Raw genomic sequence first — 20,021 nt, 5'->3', positions numbered from 1 at the left:
GAAAGCTAAGGTAAGTGTTTCCTATGAGAAACAGCAGCCTTCCGCTTCGAAAAGGAGCCATTTAACATGAACCAAAAAGGCAGAGGGCTTGAGATCCTCATCAATGAAAAACAGGACGGCCAATGGCTGTTTTCCGTACTCAAAACAGCGCTCAAAGCTTCTAAACCAGTGATACAAGACTGGATGTCCCATCAACAGATAAAGGTCAATCACGAATCGGTCTTAAACAATATGATTGTAAAAAAGGGAGACCGCGTCTTCATTGATCTTCAGGAAAGTGAAGCATCTTCGGTCATTCCGGAGTATGGCGAGCTTGATATTTTATATGAGGACAATCATATGCTCATCGTCAATAAACCCGCTGGCATTGCGACGCATCCGAATGAGGATGGGCAAACCGGCACACTGGCTAATTTGATCGCTTATCATTATCAGATAAATGGCGAAACATGTAAGGTGCGCCACGTCCATCGTCTTGATCAGGATACATCTGGCGCTATCGTTTTTGCCAAGCATCGTTTGGCACACGCCATCTTAGACCAGCAGTTAGAGAAAAAGACGCTGAAGCGTACGTATACCGCCATCGCTGAAGGTAAGCTACGAACGAAAAAAGGGACAATTAATTCACCAATCGGCAGAGACCGGTCACACCCGACAAGACGCCGGGTTTCACCAGGCGGGCAAACAGCCGTCACTCATTTCAAGGTAATGGCCAGCAATGTGAAAGAACGGCTGTCGCTCGTTGAATTAGAGCTGGAAACAGGCAGAACACACCAAATCCGTGTTCATATGGCGAGCATCGGACATCCGTTGACAGGAGACTCGCTTTACGGAGGCGGGAGCAAGCTGCTAAACAGGCAGGCACTGCACGCCAATAAAGTACAAGCGGTTCACCCGATAACAGACGAGCTCATAGTTGCTGAAGCCCCTTTCCCTGCTGATATGAAAAACCTTTGCCGCACATATTTTTCATGAAGAAAAGCCGCAGGCACTGCCTCGGCTCTTTAAGTCACTCGTTTTCCATATATAATATAGCGCTTCGGGGCATTTCCGACGTATGAAAACGGATAGCAGGTCGTCAGAATCAGCTCTTCCTTTTCATGCTGGAGCGTGATAATTGATGTGTCATCCTTATCGACAATTTTTGTTTTTACAATTTCATATGTGAATTCTCCATATGACAGGAGAATGCGGAGCCGATCCCCCTTTTCCAGCTCTCCCGTCCGGCGAAACACGGTATCCCGATGCCCTGACAGCACAATTTGTCCGTTTTCATCAGGATAATAGCTGTCCTTGTAATGCCCGACACCTTTTTCTAAATCATCAGCATCGGTGCCCTCCACGATCGGAAGCTCTGCATTGATTTTCGGTATTTCCAAAATGCCGCTCGCTTGGCCGGTCTCAGGCTTAAATGATGCTTTGTTCTTTGCTTGATCTGTGCTATTTTTCGTCCCCAAAAGTTCCTGCGGCTTTTCAGCAGCCAGTTTTGCTTCTTTTAGTGTCTGTTCCGTTTTCATATTCGTATCGATCAATTTAAAGCCTCCATAGCCTGCGATCACTAGGCCGGCAGCAATGATGAATAGTGGAATAATTTTTTTCACGTTCTGGAGGCGCTCCTTTTTCTTCTGACATATAGATAAGTTCCTGACAATGTCACCGCCGCACCGATTACCATAAAGTTATAGTAGCCCGCTGACGTATCCGGAAGCTGATGATCAGACCCGCTTTCCGCAGTCTCGGTTTGTAACGGCAATGTGCTGATGCTATTAGCGGTATCAGCGGTTTTTGTGTTGTTGATTGGTATTTCATTGAATCTCGAAATGGCTGAAGGCGGCAGCTGATGAACCGGTGCTGTGCCCGGAGTCTCTTTTATATCAGGCAAATCCACATCAGGCTCTGGAACCTCTTTCATTGGATGCTCCGTCCCCGGGTCATCTCCAGGCTCTTCCGTGACCGGGTCTTCTGTTACAGGGTCTTCAATATCACTGGCTGCAGCGAGCTTAATTCTTCCCTCTTTTGTATACGCAATTGGCTCATCAAAACTCTTCACGTACTCAACTGTCGCTTCCAAATCCTCTGGCCCAGTCACCGGATTTTTTCCCAGCAGTCCGATTGGCTGATATTTGGTTCCTGTCGCCGTCGCCATAAAGTTGTTGACGGTCAATGTATATGTGGCATCGGGCTGGATCTCGGTGCCATCTGCCATTTTCATATCAACTGCTTTTCCGGTTTCTTTATCCCACGTATACGTAAACCCGCTGATGCTGTAGTCAGGCCCAAAAACCGGCGAGATTTGAGCATTGATAATCTCTCTTAAATCTTTTCCTTTAATCTCAAGCTTCGTTAACACATTTCCAAATGGCTGAATATTGTAAAGATCTCCCCACGTAATCGGGCCCTTCTTCAGCGCTTCACGTATGCCGCCGCCATTCATAAGGGCAAAATCCGTTTTCATGGCAGCTCTCATACCATCCGCAATCAGGTTTCCAAGAGGTGTATCGCCATCATTTGAATACCCCCCTTCCATATCAACAGCGGCTTCGCCGATTACCTCGCTGATAATCGGTTCCGCAATTGTTTCGTATTTCTTTAAAATGGCTGACGCGCTGACATCCGGTTCAATTTTACTTTGATCAACATATACGATTTCCGCGGACTTTTTGACAATGTCTTTTGTCGTTTTATCGATCTCTACATCAACGACACCTATCGCTTTTCCATATTCAAACGCTTGAACAATCAGTTTTCCATTCACTTCACCGTTAACAACTTGATGATTATGCGCGGCAAAAATCACGTCAATTTCAGAATCTGTTTTGTTTGCAAGATCAGCAGACTCACCGGTAATGGCGTTGCCGTTTTGTTCAGCTGACATATGTGCGAGAACCGCGATGGCCTTCACGCCTTTTTTCTTCAGCTCTTTGGCCGCCTTATTCACCGCTGTTGCTTCATCTGTAAACTCGATATTTTTTATTCCTTCAGGCATAACCATGCCAGTTGCCGACTGTGTGACAACTCCGATAAAAGCAACGGGTACGCCCTCCACATTTATGATGTCATAAGCCGGTAAAAAGGGCTCTCCAGTTGATTTCATTTTACAATTGGCACATACAAGGGGAAAGTTCTGTCCATCATATCCGCTTGTGCCTTTCGGATGATCACCGCCATTTAAGATCCTCAGCAGTTCATCCGTGCCTTCATCAAATTCGTGGTTTCCCACGGTTCCGACATCAAATCCGATGTCCTCCATCAGTTCTACAGTCGGTTCATCCTGAAGAAGAGAGGAAACTGGAGAGCTTCCGCCGATCATATCTCCCGCGTGCACAATCAGCGAGTTTTTCTTTTCAGCCTTTTTTTCTTTTAAATATGCGGCGGCATAATCCATGCGTCCAAACGTGCCGTCTACAGTTCCATTTCCATCAAGATCAAGCTCATATTGCTGATCGATTTTGCCATGCAAATCATTCATGCTGAGAATTCTAAGCGGCACATGTTCTTGAGGTGCCGTTTGCCTTTTTTTATATCCCGCGCTCTCCGCTTCACTTGCTGAGGCGAAGAAAATTCTGTTTTCCACAGCTATCTTCTTCCAGTCAGCTGGCTGCACATATGTTTTATTCGACGAGTCCCCCACATATCTTGTCAGGCCTTTCCCTTGCTCTCTGGCTCTGAATTCAAACGGCATTTCCATGAGGGGATCGTTTTCATTCCAAATTCCTTTTTGATCTTTTTTTGCAGCGGCTACTGCGGCCTGAAATTGCTGATAATCCTCTTCATTGTCAACCGGCCAAATAAAATACGTCGGAGCATAGCCGTTTTTTACAAGCTCTAAGTTCACGTTTGAACCTGATTCGGTTATGACTTGTCCGAGCAATCTGCCATAGCTGTCCTTGGCTTCACTCCCGACCTTGACAGTAATTTTATCACCCGGGGACAGAACCGTTTTTAGATAGTCAGATGCTTTTTTGCCAAATCTTAATTGATTTTCATCTGCGTCATTTTTTGGTGTGTGATATGTTTCGGGTGTATCTACATTTACAAACCGGATTTTTGTCGTTCCAAGTACCGGAGATTTAAGATGAATGGTATCGCCGTCAACTACCCGGTCAACAATCCCTTCATATTCTCCCTCTGCAGACGGAGGTGCGGGCTGCTCTTCAAGCAGCTTCAGGTCAGCCGATTTTCGCGGAAGCAGCTGAAAGGTTTGGTATCTGCTTAACACACCGGTAAATTCATACCATTTGCCCTCATCAAGCTCGTTTATCACCCCTGTTTCATTCATAACCCGGAGCGTCATTGCATGATGGTCGTCATCAATCATTGTTACATTGTAACCGCCGCCGGCAGGAGAACTTGGAATTGAGGAAACAAAAGCGGTTAGTTTCACAAGGCGTCCTTCATACTGATCACCTAGGCTGCCGTTAATAAGTTCATTGATTGTTAAGTGTTTGGGGGCGGGGAGGGATTGATTTGACTGGTTGATTTTGATGCCTGATGAGTTTGGAACGATTTCTTTCAGCCCCTGGTAAGACGTGATTTTCCCTGTCACCGTGACATCCATACCCTCTTTTAATTCGGGAAATTGTTCAGGGGATGGCGAATAAATGTTAATGCCTCCGGTTTCATCTTGCAAAAAGGTCGACAGCTTCCCGCCTCCGATTGCGTTTTGATCAGCTGTAATGATCCCTTTTATCGTTACTTCTTCATTCAGCCTTCCCCGTGCTTCATTTATGGTCACTTGCTGTTCAGCCGGCGGAGTTTTCGTGTCATCGGTTACGTTCATCGACTGAACGTTTTTAAGTCCTGTCGTGTTAAAGTAATTTTCAAGCTTTCCTTGAACCGTTATCTTTTTCCCAAGAAGAAGCGGATTGGTTTGCAGCCCAAATTGGCTTCTGAAGGCGGAGGGGATTTGCACAGGAAGGATGTGTTCGGGCGATGTCTCGTTTTTACGGTCTGCCAGCGCGACATTATAATCATTTGAAAAAGGGCTTGTCAGCTTATAATGCTGCGGGGAAACAGCCTGGCCGACTGCATATCCTTCGACAAGCGCCTGTCCTTCTTTTTGCTGTATTGCCTTCTCAATCGATATAGGCTGTTGCGGTTCAGCTGCTTTTACAGCTTCGCACGTGTACATTACATTTAAGAACATTAATGCCGTGATCAACACAATATGCAGAATACCCCTCATCATATTTCCTCCCTTATACACATAATGACAACGATTTTGTCTGCTTATCATTTCGACAGACAGCATATAATTCCTTTCAGGCTTCTGCATAATACACGGCAGACTGACACAAAATACAGCTGATCTGAAAAAAAAGGAGGAATTCGGTTTGGATCAGTTCAATCAGCAGCAGCAATCCCAAATGAACAAAGGTATTCCTGGCAAACCGCATAAAAACCACGGCGGACATGAAATGTTTGATATGCATGAGGTGCTTTCCGGAACACTTACTGTGCTTGATCAGTTTATGATGCTGAGACAATTCTGTAAGGATCAAGAATTACTAAACATCCTTGATCGTCAACATCAATTCATCACATCTCAATACAATATAACTGCAGAATGCTTCAAAACAGGAAGCGAACCTTCACAAAAAACAGCAACTTATATGATGAAGGAAGACAACCAGACTGTTTACGGCATGCAGCCGTCACAGCCTAAAAAACCTGTTCAATCCATGAATGATATTGATGACAGCATCATCAGCCGACAAATGCTTTGCGCGATTAAAGCACAAGCTTCTATGCTGACGATGGCTTCTCTGGAAATGACAAATCCGGCCGTAAGACGCGTACTGTCTGCGCAAATTCAGGAGTATGTTGAAATGGCATTTGAAATTTTCCTATACCAAAACAAACACGGCTATTACCAGGTTCCTCAGCTTGATGCGCAGGATATGGAACAGCTGAGAAATTCATTCGCCCCTGCCCAAGGACAAATGCCTCCGACACAAGGCGGAATGGGTCAGCAAGGACTTCACTAATAACAAAGGCATTGGATAGATACTATCCAATGCCGCACTGTTTTTTTTCAAATTTTTTCTTAAAATCTTTTTCAAATTGATCAAGACTTTCCTTTGTTGCTGATTTAAACCCTTTTTCAAAGTCCCCTTTTTTTGCCGTTTCCTTAATCATTTCTGAAATAATGTCTTTCCCGTATTTGTCCGTCAGCTCATCGATCATATAAAAGCTTTGCAAATAGACATCAGTGTTATATTCGGCTCTAGCTTCCTGCCAGTCTCGATCAGTCTGCAAACGGTCAAAGGGCACGACAGAAAACGTGATCGGATCTATGAGCAATTCATAGTTCGCAATCCACTCGCTTAACCCTTCATGAAACCATAACGGAAACTCATCGGGATCCGTCTCAAGCTCCTTCAATTTCTGGTGAAACGCATGGTGCGAGTATTCATGAATCAACAATCTCTGGTACAAATAAACCGCTACCTCGTCCCCTTCTAACAGTTTCTTTTTCTCTTCAGGCAACAATCCGATCAGCTGCTCCCGTTCAGAATAAAAACCAACTACATCCAATAAACCGGAGTAAGCCTCCATCTGTTTTTCATTAGGAAAAAAAATAATGTCAATAGGCTTTTGATTCGAATATCCAATCATAATCTGATTAATACTGACCGCATATTCAAGCGTTTCTTTCGTCAATGGCAGTAAGGACTTTTCCTTAGAAGTGTAATAAATATCGGCCTGTTTGAATGACTCTTTCTTCATGTGCTTCGTCACTTGTTCTTTTGTTATTCCAGATGCCTGACCTGGAAAAGACAGGATATACATCGCGCTTGATACGATGGCTGAGCTTACAGCCAGCATCACAAGGACTCCGCACAGGAATAGAGCGGATGCCGCACGCTTTCCTATGCCATCCCGCAAACGTCTCCCTCCCTGAGCCGGTCCGTCTTGTACCTTTTTATTTTTACTCTATGCAGCCTGAGTTCGCAGTGTGTCATTAACGCAAAGAAAAAGCCGCACAAATTGTGCGGCTTCTTTCATTTATTCAGCGTTAGGGAATACACGCTGTACAGTTTGTGTAAATTCATCAAATAATCCGGCGATTGGGTCACCATTTTGAATACGCTTTCCATATCCTTGCATACGCTCTACAAAATCAGGGTTAGCTGAAACGTAAACATTATCAATGTTTTTGTCAGTAGATCTTACCTTTTTGGCTATTTTTTTCTTCAGATTGTTTTCTACTGCACCTTTATTTCCATTGGTTAAAACGACTGCAACGTAGGCTTGATTTCCAGCCACAATGATATCGGCATGCTTTACTTCTTTTAGGTCTGTTACTTTATCAGCTGCTTCATCAGCAACCTCAAGTTTTCGGTCGTTGTTATTATCGTCATTTACACGATTGTTATTGACATTATCATTAACATTGTTGTCAACGTTATCCCGATTGTTTACATTCCGCATATCGTCATTGGCCGGATTTCGATAATTTACGTTTCTTACATCATTATTATCACGTCTGCCCTCACCTTGGTCGGCCACACCGCAGCCAGTCATAAGCAAAGGGATAAGAAGCATAGACGCAAGGACTTGTTTTTTTCCAAACATGTGAATTCCTCCTTTATCACTTTACTTATAGGTTTTTCTAACTGGGTTTAATTATGCATGCAAATCTGGAGGAAATGCTTTCCCGGGAAATATAACGGTTAATTTGTCTAACGAGGGGGAAAATATGAATACACTGCAAAGGAGGGATCATGTTGTTTAACCAGCGAAGAGGAATCAGCCCCGCAGCATTGATCATAGGATCAACTATGCTTATTGCTGCATTATCACCTCAGATCCGCCAAAGAATCAGCGGGTTTATCACAGGACAAATGAACAGAAGAAATTCAGAAAATAACACATTTGATGCTTCTAATGTAGGAAACATAGTCAAACAAGCATTTGGCGGAGGCAGCGGGGATAACCAAGACCGTTCGCAACATCAAAGCCAGCGGCAAAATGGCCGTCAGCACCAGCACGCCGGACAGCAGCAAACACAGCACCAGCATACACAGTCTCAAACTAGGCAAACTGAGACAGCCGCGAAAAAAAGACAGCCGCATTATGCTGAACCCATTCATTTTGAACAAAGCGCAATGAATGTCATGGACGACAACACGATGATGGAAATGCTGGAGGACTTAGAGCCTGGCCGTTAAAAAAACGTGTAATCCTCTTGGATTACACGTTTTCATATGTTACGCTTCTTCAGCTTCAATCACTCTGGATTGATCATGAAATGCCCCTTGATCAATTTCTTTTGTGACCTTACTTGTAATAAGACCGGATGTCATGCTTCCGCTGACATTCAAAGCAGTACGCCCCATGTCGATTAACGGTTCAATTGAGATTAACAAACCGGCGAGCGCGACAGGCATGTTTAATGATGATAAAACAAGAAGCGCCGCGAATGTCGCTCCGCCGCCGACTCCGGCAACCCCGAAGGAGCTGATGGCAACGACTGCGATAACAGTGATAATAAACACCGGGTCAAATGGATTTTGGCCGACAGTCGGAGCAATCATCATCGCCAGCATCGCAGGATAAATGCCGGCACATCCATTTTGGCCGATCGAAAGACCGAACGAACCGGCAAAGTTTGCGATTCCCTCCGGTACACCCATGCTTCTCTGTGTTTTAATATTCAGCGGTAAAGCACCTGCGCTAGACCTTGACGTAAATGCAAATACAAGTACAGGCACCGCTTTTTTCAAATAAATCACCGGATTCAAGCCGCTGAACGTCAGCAGCAGCAAATGAATGATAAACATAGTGATTAACGCGGCATATGATGCAATCACGAACATGCCCAGTTTTAGAATGCTGTCAAGATCACTCGTTGCTATTGTTTTTGTCATGATGGCTAGCACCCCATAAGGCGTCAGTCTCAAAATGAGTGTGACAACACGCATGACAATGGCATAAACGGCATCAACCAGTTTTTTAAATGTTTCTGCCTGTTCCGGCTGTTTGTGTTTTACGCCGAGGAATGCCACTCCAAGGAAAGCGGCAAAAATAACGACAGCGATCGTTGAAGTCGGTCTAGCTCCCGTAAAATCTAAAAACGGGTTTCCAGGCAGCAGTTCAACAATCTGCTGCGGCAGCGTTTTCGCTGTCATATCCTCTGATTTCTGCTGAAGCTCCTGTCCCCGTGAAAGCTCTGTACTTCCTTGGTCAACCTGAATCGCCTGCAGATCAAATGAAAGCGCGGACGCGATACCGACAGCTGCAGCAACTGCTGTTGTTGCTACTAAAATCCCGATAATCAAACCGCTGATTTTCCCAAGATTTTTTGTCAGCTTCAGCTTTGTAAATGCGCCGAGAATCGAAATAAAGACGAGCGGCATGACAACCATCTGAAGCAATTTGACATATCCGCCCCCGGCAATATTAAACCAGTCGGCTGTTTGAATGACTATATTTGAAGTCGGGCCGTAAATCAGCTGAAGCGCAAATCCGAATACAATTCCCAGCCCCAGCGCAGTAAATACACGTTTAGAGAAGGAAACATGTTTTTTCTGCATAACAAAGAGCCCTAAGATAAGTAAAAATAAAATAAATACATGTAATACAACCAGTAAAGTCTCCAAAGCAGGTAAACTCTCCCTTCAAATTTTCTCATTTACTATATTACACTAATTCCGATGGGTCAAGTGCGAATTATTTTAACTTATCAATTCAAGTAAAAAAACCTTATATAATGCCTTTTTTGTTCTTTTCTTTCCCTTCCATCTTTAGTACCTTATATAAGGGTGATAATATTGCTGAAAGAACTGTTTGTAAATTTGACCATTTTAATCACATTTAATTATCTCTTCACCCACCTGTTTAAAGAAAGGTTAGTACATAAAAAAGACAGCATATCTTTTCAAGCTGTTAAGGGACTGGCCTGCGGTTTACTCGGGGTTATTCTGATGGTTTTTGGATTTACCTATCAGCATTCAATTATTGATCTTCGAAATATCCCTATTATGATTGCCGCTCTTTATGGAGGCTGGGTTTCAACGGCAACGGCCCTGGCCATGATCACTGCAGGCCGCTTGCTGATTACAATGAACACATCTGCACTATACTCGGTTATTATCATTTGTATCGCTGCCATCCCGTCACTCATTGTTTCTAGAAGAAAAAAAGTTCAACTAAAACATGCTTTCTATCTTTTAATAATCACAAATAGCTTGATCTCCTTTTCCTTTTATTTTCTTATAGATTTACATTCATACGAACTTCATTTGTATTTTTGGATCATATCAATAGCGGGCGGCATGCTCAGTTTATATATTATTGATCATGAAACAAATGCACATCTTCTTTTTAAACAATATAAGTTTCAGGCGCACTTTGACTTTTTAACAGGCGTGTATAACCGAAGAAAGTTTGAAGAAACCACAAAAGCTCTGTATCAGCAGGCGGCCGATACCCCGCATTTTCAATTTGCACTGATTTATATGGATATCGATCATTTTAAGACCATCAATGACCAATATGGCCATCATGAAGGAGATCAGGTGCTCAAAGAGCTAGGGTTACGTCTGAAGCAGAGCATCCGAAATACTGATCCTGCCGCTCGGATCGGCGGTGAAGAATTTGCCGTGCTCCTGCCGAACTGTTCTCTTGATAAAGCAGCCCGGATCGCTGAACGGATCAGGAGCACTGTAAGTGATGCACCGATTGTATTAACAAACGGCGACGAGCTTTCAGTTACGATATCACTAGGGGCCGCTCATTACCCCAATAATACGGAACAGCCAGGATCCTTGCCCATTCTTGCCGATCAAATGCTTTACAAAGCGAAAGAAACGGGACGGAACAGAGTGTGTTTTTCAGAAAAAAAAGAATGAATTCAATGTTCGAATTCATTCTTCCAATCTGAAAGACGTTTCAAAGGCAGAAAAGCCGGGACAAGATCTCCCTGATATTCTTTTTCTATAAATGCCGCTGTATCATCAGCTTGATAAAGCTCAAGAATGGTTTGCAGCGCTTCCCGATCTTGATCCTCCGCTCTGACAACAATCAAATTCATCTCTTCCTCAGACATGAGTCCGCCGCTCTTTAGCGTATGCTTTTTCGGGTTCAAGCCCGCTTTTTTTGCTTCTGATGGTTTCATGACAAACACGTCGGCACCGCTCACTGCATCCTGTTGCCGGACAGCTTTTAATTTCAGGTGTCTCGGATTATCTTTAATCATATCAACTGAACCTGTTCCGTTAAATCCGTTTTTCAGCGTTAGCAAACCCGCTTCCTGGAGCACCGTAAGCGCCCTGCCAAAATCGAACGCTTTATCCGGAACAGAAACGACAGCTCCTCGCGGTATATCTCGGATTCGGTCATATCGTTTTGAATAAATGCCCATGGGCGTTATGTATGTCGTTCCGAGCGGTGCCAAATTAAGTTTGTATTTTTGAGTGAACGACTGAAAATATGAAATGGTTTGAAAGGCGTTGGCATCAATTTCTTTGTTAGCAAGTGCGATATCAGACTCCGCATAATCAGAAAAAGGGATCAGCTGAATATCCAGCCCTGCCTCTTCAGCCTTTTGAGCAATATAGTTCCATATTGCCCCGTCAGACTCAGCAATCCCGATTTTTATCGATTCATGTTCTGCAGACGGTGAACATGCAGTAAATGAAACGAGAAGAACAAGGACAAAACTGCATATAAGCCACTTTTTCATTGTGACCATACTCCTATCTATGTATTAGAGCATGCAAGCAATATCAGACATAAAAATCATACGCTCTCTTAGTTGATAAACGTTGTCATTTGTAATATTGATTAACTTTTACCTTACTCATATCCAATAAGGTTGTCAATTCCTATTACTTATCTTCCCAAAATGAAGAAATACTAAGGCAAACGTATGATCACATATCGAGAAAACAGATGAATTTCCGTAAATAAATATCAAATTGAAAAATAAATATGGTATTTTCCGAAAAAAATTTCAATAAGCAGTTGTTTTTTCTGAAGATTACTGGTAGAGTAAAGGTAATTATTTTTGTTCGAACTATCTTTAAGAAGAAAGTTTTGTAAGAGTTTTCGTCTTGAAAGTTTGTTAAGAGCAAGAATAGTGAATTTAAGCGTTATGATCGCTTTAGGAGGAAATTTCATGTTAGAAGGTAAAGTAAAATGGTTCAACTCTGAAAAAGGTTTCGGATTCATCGAAGTAGAAGGTCAAGACGATGTATTCGTTCATTTCTCTGCTATTCAAGGCGAAGGCTTCAAAACTTTAGAAGAAGGCCAAGCTGTTTCTTTTGAAATCGTTGAAGGAAACCGCGGACCACAAGCTGCTAACGTTACTAAAGAAGCGTAAGCATAAATTGATATGAAAAACTGCAGGTGCAAACCTGCAGTTTTTATTTTGACAAAAAAGCTGTTTTGCATAAGCAAAACAGCTTTCTTTATTAGTTTGCAATATCCCGCTTCATGAAGATTCCGAAAGCAAGCAACAGGAAGATGATAAAGTAGATCGCTAGCATGACGAGAGAAAACGTCATAGTCATCCCTTTTATTAACGGTGTGCCATCCACATACTGAGTCAAGTCGACATTAGCAAACAATATATATTTTGCCCAGTCAAATTTCGCTGCAATAAATGCAGTTGCAGTCGTACCGGCAACCAACAAGAAGATGGAAAAACCAACCGCAAGAGAGCTGTTTCTGAATACCGCAGACAGCATAAACGCCATCGTCGCCACCATTAAAGCCGAGACGGATTCAGAAAGATACGTTGTGGCCAAATGCCCCATCATGTTTTGCTCAATGACATGGCCATCCTTATAGATTAAATGAATGTTCGCGGCGGTTTCACCACCCGTCCCGAAGAAGATCAACCCTAATAAAGTAGAACCGATAAATAAAATCAACAGCAACAGGAGCCCAAACAGGAGAACTGTAATATATTTGGACATCAAAATTTGAAAACGGCTGAGCGGCCGAATCATTAATAGCTTAATCGTTCCCCAATTAAATTCGTTAGCGACAATTCCGGCCGCGATGATAATAGTAAACAGACCGGTAAGGATGGTAAAGTTTGCCGAATCCGTTACATAAGACCATGCCGTATAGCCCGTGTCACTAGGGATATTATGCTCGATGCGATAGTCGTTGAGTGTGATTGTTTCTTTATACCCATCTTTCAGTGAAGGATCTTCTTTGATTTCTTTCTTTAATTCGGCGTTTTGTGCTTGAAGCTCTTGTTTCCAATGGGAATTTGATTCACTAGCAGAAAAATGATTCGCCAAAAATGCAAATCCAACCATTGTCAGCCCCAGAATTCCGATCATCACCCATGTTCCGGCACGGCTGAAAATTTTGAGCCACTCATTATAAATCAAATTAAGCATGCTGAACCTCCTCTTTTGTTTCACCTGTCATTTCTAAGAAACGGTCCTCTAATGATTTTGTTATGACCTTGACCTCATAAATACGGATTTGCTGCATCACCAGCAATTCAATAACCGCAGGGACTTCCTCTTTAGCCAGTTTGATTTCTACACCATTTGTCTTACTCAGCAAATCGTACTGATTTAAAACAGTAGCGGCTTCACTCGGCTGCTCAACCTGGAAGAAATATGTATCATTCTCATCAATGTTTTCATCTTTTACATTTTGAATATCGATCAGCTTTCCTTTTTGCAGAATCGCAATTCGATCACACATCAGTTCCATTTCTGACAGCAGGTGGCTTGAAACGATGACAGCCATTCCTCTTTCTCGGGTCAGCTTCTTTAAATGATCTCTGATTTCTCTGATCCCCGCCGGATCAAGGCCGTTTGTCGGTTCATCCAGAATTAGCACTTTCGGATCATGCAAAAGGCATTGTGCCAAGCCAAGACGCTGTCTCATCCCCAGAGAATATGTTTTCACCTTGTCGTGGATTCTGTCTGTTAAACCGACCAGTTCAACAACTTCATCAATTTTTTCCTTCGTGACACCCTTGACCATCCTTGCGTATTGCTGGAGATTTTTATATCCGCTCAAAAATTTATACAGCTCGGGATTCTCAACGATCGCTCCGATATGCTTAATCGCCTTGGCATATTCTTTCGTAATTGATTGGCCGCAAATGAGGACATCACCTTTCGACAGCTTCATTAACCCCACTATCATCCGGATGGTTGTCGTTTTCCCAGCTCCATTTGGCCCCAAAAAACCGAATACCTCGCCTTCACGAATCGTAAAACTGAGATCATCAATGATCGTTCGGCCTCTGATGTTTTTAGTCACGTTTTTCAATTCCAACACTGTTTTCATCATATTCCTCCTCTTTCTAGCAAACTTCCATTTTTGATTTAAACCATTGCAAAACAGACATGCCTTCCTGTTCACGAATATCTTCTACTTCACGCTGCGCAACTTTTTCTCCATTGGCGAGGATGATTACTTCGTCTAACAAAGTCTCAATTTCATCAATTTCATGTGTCGCGATCACGACAATCTGCTGCTCAAAATCAATGTACGACACAAGGCTGTTTACGATGGAGTCCCTGACCATCGGATCAAGCCCGGAAAAAGGTTCATCAAGCAAGATGACGTCTGCCCGTCTCGCTAAAGCAAGAACGATTTTCAGCCTGCCCCGATTTCCTTTTGATAGCTTTTTGATCTTTTTTTCCGGATTCAGCTGCATCTCATTCAATAGCTTATAAGCCTGTTCTGTTTGAAAATCAGGAAACTGCGACTGATAAAAATTCACCATATCTTTAACAGTGAAATGCGGATAAAACATATCAAGCTCAGTAAGATAAGCCGTTTGACGCACCATTTCTCTCGTAACCTGCTCTTCATCAACTTTCACAAATCCTGAAGTCGGAAACAGAAGGCCAGCCATCATTTTCAGGGTCGTTGACTTGCCGCTGCCGTTCGGTCCGATCAGGCCATAAATCCGTCCGGATGATAGGGTGATTGACACATCATTGACGGCCGTATGGCGGCCGTATTTTTTTGATACATGTTCTAGCTTGATTTCCATTTTAGCCTCCCTCTGTGAATGTTTTAATCCCTTCTACCATTTCCTCTTTCGTTAGCCCCAGCTCTTTCATTTGCTTGACAAAGCCTTCCAGCACCTCTCGTGTCAGCTTGTCTTTCAGCTCGTCTACGATTTCTGCTTTTTCCGCAATAAACGTCCCTTGACCTCTTCTTGTCTCCACAATACCCAGCCTTTCCATCTCACTGTAAGTTCTTTGAATTGTATTGGGATTTACCTTAGTTTGAATCGCCATTTCTCTTACTGAAGGAAGCTTGTCTCCTGGGAGCAGCTCCTTCCTGACCAGCCTATAAAAAATCTGATCAGCGATCTGCAGATAAATCGGTTTCGAGGATTGGAATTGATTGTCCATATTTACACCTCTACTTTACGATCAAGCAGTTTTGAAGCCATAATGAGCAGCAAGAATGTGATGACTAAAGTAATAGGCAACCCTAGCACAGACAGATGGATAGGTTTTAATTCCAATCTCCAAACATTGTGGAAGTGGAAATCAAAATTGCAATAGACTGTTACAGGCCAGAAATGCTTTTGAGATTCAACCAAAGGGCTTATGATGTATTCATCGAAGAATAACCACACTGCAACCAACAGAACCATCGCAGCCCACCGCATTCCGCGCCAATTTTTGAGAGAGTGAAAAACAGTCCAAAACACAATGACTGTTACTGACATATCTAACGAAGAAATAAGCCCATACATATTCAGCAAAGCCACTGTACTCGTTATATCAACTTGATGCTCCAGCAGATTTTTTACAAAGAGCATATGATACATCCATATGCCATAGGCTGTTAATGCCAACTGAATCACAAATTGATAGAGCAAAGATGCTGCCAATTTAGAAGAAAACAGCCAGAAGCCGCCATTTGGATTGTACAGCCAAAGCTGTGATTTCCCTTCCTTGCGAAGGTGATAAAACACAAAAACAGGAGATAAGAAAAGCAGAAAAAAAGCAACTGCAACAAAAAAACCAAAAATGACTAGAGGTTCTTTCGTGCGAGAAGCTATAATATGGCCTGTTCCCAATAAGAAAATGATTCCGCATATCCATACTAGCAGCCACATTCTTGAAAGCTTGATATCTTTCTTTAATAAACCTAAAAAAGAATTCATGTCTTTACCTCCCAGAAAAAACCCTCGGTGTATGAGTAACATAGTACACTAGATCAAGATGGAATACAACATATTCCATGGATTTATTTGATAAAAACCGAATTGATGGAAACAGCAAAAAAGGCAAACCCGCATGAGAAAACGGATTTGCCTTTTTCATTACTTTTTCTTATTTTTCATAGAGAGCAGCGCATCACGATAGCTGCGGTCCTGCATTTTGTCACTTTCCTCAGTGACCTCTTCTTCTGCATGAACTTCATCAGAATGCTTAAACTTTTGCAGCGCCTGCCTGTAAATATCATCACCCATTGTGTCACGCTTCTCTTTTGGAGAATCGTTTTTGACAACGGATGGCGTATGCTCGGCAGCCCTTGCTTCAGCAGGGTAATGCGCTTCGTTTTTTTCCTCTTCTGGAGGTGCGATTCTATCGGTTGCTTCTTGCTTCTCAGGTCCAGGTGAGGCGTTGCGGACGTTAAATGTAATAAGGGCCGCAATGACAATGACAGCAGCAATTATTGCTATAATAATGGCCATTTCAACCTCTCCTTACTGTCCTGCTGTTAGGTTTCCTGTAACTTGGCTGACACGTCTTCCCAACGCGCGTCCAAGCTGAATACCTTCCTCAGACATTAACTCATCACTGTCTACCGGACAAGTGACACCTGCTCCGTAATAAGAGCCATAAAGTGCGTTTTCAGGCACGTTGCCAGGCAGTCCGACAACAATCATGCCTTGGTGGAACATCGGCGTGATTAAATTGTGCATTGTCATTTCCAAGCCGCCGTGTGTTGTTGCCGTTGTGCAGAAGACAGCACCGACTTTGTTGATCAGCTCGCCTTCAGCCCACAAGTAGCCAAGTCTGTCGATCCAAGTTTTAAGACCGGAGCTGATTGTTCCGAAATGCCCTGGGCATCCCCAAATAATCGCATCCATATCTTTAAGCTTGCGGATATCAGCCTGATCTACATGGTCGATGAACACTTCAGCCGCGTCGTTTTCTCTCGCGCCTTCAGCAATCGCTTCTGCAAGCACTTTAGTATGTTCGCCTTCACTATCATACACTACATAAATTTTCATTCAGGAAACCTCCCTGTACAGATTAAGATTCCTTAGCTTCTTTTGGAGCAGGAAGTAATGAAAGCTCCTCTTTTTTCTTCTTACGCAATTTATCTTTTCTGACGTCACGCAGGAAGATACTTAAAATCAAACCTGCTACACAGAATAAGGTTGCCCACATAAAGGCATCATTTATCCCCATGACATTGGAATCGAGTGACGCGTGTTTATAAATATGTGAGTACACATATGTTTTCGCCGTATCATAAGACACATTCATATTCACCATTAAATTCGAAACTGCATTTTGGAACGCATGGAGGAAGTTCGGGTCCGCCGTGCTTGTTTTATCTGCAATTTGTGAATAATGGAATGTCGTCCGGTTTGTATAAATCGTCGTAATTAAACTTGTTCCGATTGATCCGCTGATTTGGCGAAGCGTGTTGCTCATCGCCGTTCCGTGGCTGTTCAGACGGGCAGGAAGCTGGTTCATCCCGGCTGTCATGACTGGCATCATTAAGAGAGACATACCAAATGCACGAATTGAATAGATCAGCATGATGTGTGTATATGGTGTATCAATTGTCAATTGCGTGTATTGATATGTTGTTACCACTGTCACGAGAAGCCCGATAATCGCAAGCGGTCTCGGTCCGAATTTATCGAACAAAATACCTGAGATCGGTGACATAATCAGCATAACGATCGCACCCGGAAGCAGAAGCAGACCGGATTGAAGCGCCGTAAAGCCGACCAGGTTTTGCAGATAGATCGGTAAAAGGAACATACCAGTGTAAAGTGCCACTGTAATAATGATATTAATGACACTCGAGAGTGAGAAAATGTCATATTTAAACACTCTGAAATCAAGCATCGGATCATCATGACGCAATTGCTGAACCACAAAAGCAACAATTGCAATGGCTCCGATAATAACTGTAGACAATACAATCGGGTCGGTCCAGCCGTCAGACCCGGCTTCACTGACTCCGTATAATAAGGAGGCGAATCCGACAATCGATAGGATTGCGCCAAGAGTATCGAGTTTGATTTTTTGCGGCTCCACCATATTTTTAAAGATGAAGAAAGCCACAATGATAACAATTGCGCCGATCGGCACAAGACCGTAAAACATAATGCGCCATGTATAATGCTCAATAATCCACCCGGAAAGAGTCGGGCCGACCGCTGGAGCAAACATCATCGCTAGCCCGAAAATCCCCATTCCTTTCCCCCTGCTTTCAGGCGGGAAAATTAACAGAATGGTTGTCATAACGAGCGGCTGCAAGATACCTCCGCCCACGGCCTGAATCAAACGGCCGATCAGCATTGTAGAGAAGTTAGGTGCGATACCGCAGACTAACGTACCGAGCGTAAAACAAAACATCGCGACGAGAAAGAGACTCCGCTGGCCAAATCGTGTAATCAGGAAAGCAGATAACGGAATCAATACACCGTTAACAAGCATGTAACCTGTTGTCAGCCACTGAATCGTCGTTGCACTTACGCCAAATTCAGTCATTAAGTGCGGCATTGCAACATTAAGCAGTGTTTGGTTTAGAATTGCCAAAAATAAACCCGCCATTAGCACAATCAGCAATGACATAGGGTTTTTTGCATTTTTTTCTTTGCCTGTAGCCATCTAAGACAACCTCCTTTCATGGTTTGATGACTGATCTGTTTTACTCAGAAATTTTAACAGATGCATTCATTCCAGGAAGCACCTTATCAGATGGGTTTTTGATTGAAATTTTCACAGGAACTTTTTGTGTTACTTTTGTGTAGTTTCCGCTTGAATTTGTAGAAGGAAGCATATCAAAAGTTGAGTTAGTCGCATAACCAATTTCTTCTACAGTACCGTCAAATGTTGTATCAGGGTCTCCGTCAACTACTACGTCTACACTATTCCCTACTTCAATATCCGCAATATCTGTTTCTTTAATATTTGCTGTGATGTATAGGTTGTCCATGTCAATCGTTTGTGCAATTGTTGTACCAGCTTGTACGGTTTGTCCGTTTTTCACTTCGTTTTTCACAATTGTTCCATCCATAATGGATTTTACGTCAACAGTTTGTTCGCCTTTGATTTTTGCAACTGTGTCGCCTTTTTTCACTGTTTTTCCTTCGTCCAGATCCCAGTCAGATACTTTACCTGCTGCTGGAGCAGTAATAGCAGCCATATCGCCCGCTACTTTTGCTTCATCTGTTTTTACGTAGTTTGTGCTTTGATAATAGTAGTAAGCACCTCCAGCTATAATTGCAAGAACAACAATCAAACCGATAATGTTGGTCAGAATTAAACGTCCTCTGTTCATTTTGTTTTCTCCTTTCGTTTCATCCTCTATCATTTTGCGGAAAGCTGGTGAAAATATGTGAGAAGTTTTTAATTACCGCTTTTTTCTGAACAGCCTTCAGCAAGCTTCGTTAAGCTTCCGGCTAGTTTGCGCAAATACTGCAGCTGGGAGGTATCAAGCTTTTGGTACAAGCCAGCACCCATTTTTGCATATTGCACAGCGGCTTTTTCTATCAGTTCTTCCCCCTCTTCGGTTAACTGAATCATGACGATACGGCGGTCATCCGGACTGTCATATCGATTCATCAATTGGCGCTTATACAGAATATCTGTCATCCGCGTCACAGAAGCAGGCTTAAGATCAAGCGACATTGCCAGCTTGCTTAGCGGGGTGCTTCCGCTTTGATGAATTTTAAACATCAGCAAATATTGAAGGACTGTAATATCAAAAGGCTCAAGCACAATCTCCAATATCTTCTTCTGTTTTTTATATATCGCCCGAGACGTATCGAAGAGCTGTTCAAAAGTGAGCAAAGCACGTTCTGATTCAGTCAA

At 43.0% G+C, this 20,021-nt stretch carries 21 protein-coding genes and 1 pseudogene; 5 read left to right on the top strand and 17 right to left on the bottom strand.

Going from position 1 to position 20,021, the window contains the following annotated elements; all coding sequences use genetic code 11:
• The first annotated feature begins 66 nt into the window (after positions 1–66).
• Positions 67–975, top strand: a complete 909-nt coding sequence (locus MKX38_RS04960) for an RluA family pseudouridine synthase (protein ID WP_088325491.1) — start codon at positions 67–69, stop codon at positions 973–975.
• Between the two features lie 29 nt (positions 976–1,004).
• Here MKX38_RS04960 and srtA read toward each other — a convergent pair whose 3' ends face one another.
• Together srtA and yhcR are read right to left on the bottom strand one after the other, a co-directional pair.
• Complete coding sequence (gene srtA, locus MKX38_RS04955) at positions 1,005–1,601, bottom strand: sortase SrtA (RefSeq protein WP_046160371.1); 597 nt, start codon at positions 1,599–1,601, stop codon at positions 1,005–1,007.
• Positions 1,598–5,251, bottom strand: a complete 3,654-nt coding sequence (yhcR, locus tag MKX38_RS04950; protein WP_339188827.1) for an endonuclease YhcR — start codon at positions 5,249–5,251, stop codon at positions 1,598–1,600. The genes srtA and yhcR overlap by 4 nt, the downstream gene beginning before the upstream one ends.
• 82 nt (positions 5,252–5,333) lie before the next feature.
• Between yhcR and MKX38_RS04945 the strand changes: the two genes are divergently transcribed.
• Positions 5,334–5,987: a spore coat protein gene (locus MKX38_RS04945; protein WP_009966881.1), complete on the top strand. Its 654-nt coding sequence runs from the start codon at positions 5,334–5,336 to the stop codon at positions 5,985–5,987.
• Here MKX38_RS04945 and MKX38_RS04940 read toward each other — a convergent pair.
• Positions 5,919–6,888 (bottom strand): annotated as a pseudogene (locus tag MKX38_RS04940) (hypothetical protein). The gene MKX38_RS04945 and the pseudogene MKX38_RS04940 overlap by 69 nt on opposite strands.
• Positions 6,889–7,008: 120 nt before the next feature.
• Complete coding sequence (locus tag MKX38_RS04935; protein ID WP_024573573.1) at positions 7,009–7,578, bottom strand: YhcN/YlaJ family sporulation lipoprotein; 570 nt, start codon at positions 7,576–7,578, stop codon at positions 7,009–7,011.
• 149 nt (positions 7,579–7,727) lie between these two features.
• Here MKX38_RS04935 and MKX38_RS04930 point away from each other — a divergent pair, with 149 nt between their 5' ends.
• Complete coding sequence (locus MKX38_RS04930; protein ID WP_069322471.1) at positions 7,728–8,174, top strand: hypothetical protein; 447 nt, start codon at positions 7,728–7,730, stop codon at positions 8,172–8,174.
• A gap of 39 nt (positions 8,175–8,213) precedes the next feature.
• Here the strand turns inward: MKX38_RS04930 and tcyP are convergent, their stop codons facing one another.
• Positions 8,214–9,605, bottom strand: coding sequence for an L-cystine transporter TcyP (tcyP, locus tag MKX38_RS04925; protein ID WP_003244685.1), 1,392 nt, complete (start codon positions 9,603–9,605; stop codon positions 8,214–8,216).
• 171 nt (positions 9,606–9,776) lie between these two features.
• Here tcyP and dgcK point away from each other — a divergent pair, with 171 nt between their 5' ends.
• Positions 9,777–10,856 carry a diguanylate cyclase DgcK gene (gene dgcK, locus MKX38_RS04920; protein ID WP_015252491.1) on the top strand — a complete coding sequence of 360 codons (1,080 nt, stop codon included), beginning with the start codon at positions 9,777–9,779 and terminating at the stop codon, positions 10,854–10,856.
• A gap of 2 nt (positions 10,857–10,858) precedes the next feature.
• Here dgcK and MKX38_RS04915 read toward each other — a convergent pair whose 3' ends face one another.
• Positions 10,859–11,689, bottom strand: coding sequence for a MetQ/NlpA family ABC transporter substrate-binding protein (locus MKX38_RS04915; RefSeq protein WP_134991634.1), 831 nt, complete (start codon positions 11,687–11,689; stop codon positions 10,859–10,861).
• Positions 11,690–12,124: 435 nt separating this feature from the next.
• Here MKX38_RS04915 and cspB point away from each other — a divergent pair, with 435 nt between their 5' ends.
• The gene (gene cspB, locus MKX38_RS04910; protein WP_003224086.1) at positions 12,125–12,328 is read left to right on the top strand and encodes a cold shock-like protein CspB; all 204 of its coding nucleotides are present in this window, start codon (positions 12,125–12,127) and stop codon (positions 12,326–12,328) included.
• Positions 12,329–12,419: 91 nt separating this feature from the next.
• Here cspB and MKX38_RS04905 read toward each other — a convergent pair whose 3' ends face one another.
• The 11 genes from MKX38_RS04905 to MKX38_RS04855 are packed head-to-tail and all read right to left on the bottom strand — an operon-like array spanning position 12,420 to position 20,021.
• Entirely contained in the window at positions 12,420–13,361 is a 942-nt protein-coding gene (locus MKX38_RS04905) for an ABC transporter permease (RefSeq protein WP_038427544.1), read from the bottom strand.
• Positions 13,354–14,271: an ABC transporter ATP-binding protein gene (locus MKX38_RS04900; RefSeq protein WP_339189388.1), complete on the bottom strand. Its 918-nt coding sequence runs from the start codon at positions 14,269–14,271 to the stop codon at positions 13,354–13,356. Before MKX38_RS04900 ends, MKX38_RS04905 begins: the two co-directional genes overlap by 8 nt.
• Before the next feature lie 16 nt (positions 14,272–14,287).
• Entirely contained in the window at positions 14,288–14,986 is a 699-nt protein-coding gene (locus MKX38_RS04895; RefSeq protein ID WP_015252494.1) for an ABC transporter ATP-binding protein, read from the bottom strand.
• Position 14,987: 1 nt separating this feature from the next.
• Positions 14,988–15,353: a GntR family transcriptional regulator gene (locus tag MKX38_RS04890; RefSeq protein WP_015252495.1), complete on the bottom strand. Its 366-nt coding sequence runs from the start codon at positions 15,351–15,353 to the stop codon at positions 14,988–14,990.
• Positions 15,354–15,355: 2 nt separating this feature from the next.
• Positions 15,356–16,117, bottom strand: a complete 762-nt coding sequence (locus tag MKX38_RS04885; RefSeq protein ID WP_049635675.1) for a hypothetical protein — start codon at positions 16,115–16,117, stop codon at positions 15,356–15,358.
• 4 nt (positions 16,118–16,121) lie between these two features.
• Entirely contained in the window at positions 16,122–16,277 is a 156-nt protein-coding gene (locus MKX38_RS04880) for a hypothetical protein (protein WP_072557135.1), read from the bottom strand.
• On the bottom strand, positions 16,277–16,651 hold the full coding sequence (locus MKX38_RS04875; protein WP_003233427.1) for a hypothetical protein: 375 nt from the start codon (positions 16,649–16,651) through the stop codon (positions 16,277–16,279). Before MKX38_RS04875 ends, MKX38_RS04880 begins: the two co-directional genes overlap by 1 nt.
• Before the next feature lie 12 nt (positions 16,652–16,663).
• Positions 16,664–17,194: an NAD(P)H-dependent oxidoreductase gene (locus tag MKX38_RS04870; RefSeq protein ID WP_003233428.1), complete on the bottom strand. Its 531-nt coding sequence runs from the start codon at positions 17,192–17,194 to the stop codon at positions 16,664–16,666.
• Positions 17,195–17,216: 22 nt separating this feature from the next.
• Positions 17,217–18,815, bottom strand: a complete 1,599-nt coding sequence (locus MKX38_RS04865) for an MFS transporter (protein ID WP_003233429.1) — start codon at positions 18,813–18,815, stop codon at positions 17,217–17,219.
• Between the two features lie 40 nt (positions 18,816–18,855).
• Positions 18,856–19,521 (bottom strand): HlyD family efflux transporter periplasmic adaptor subunit, encoded by a 666-nt coding sequence (locus tag MKX38_RS04860; RefSeq protein ID WP_003233430.1) that lies wholly within the window; start codon positions 19,519–19,521, stop codon positions 18,856–18,858.
• A 35-nt stretch (positions 19,522–19,556) separates the two neighbouring features.
• Positions 19,557–20,021 carry a MarR family transcriptional regulator gene (locus MKX38_RS04855; RefSeq protein ID WP_003233431.1) on the bottom strand — a complete coding sequence of 155 codons (465 nt, stop codon included), beginning with the start codon at positions 20,019–20,021 and terminating at the stop codon, positions 19,557–19,559.

It is taken from the genome of Bacillus sp. FSL M8-0025, assembly GCF_037975475.1.
GTDB classification, from domain to species: domain Bacteria; phylum Bacillota; class Bacilli; order Bacillales; family Bacillaceae; genus Bacillus; species Bacillus subtilis.
This window is presented reverse-complemented; position numbering and strand designations above follow the sequence as displayed.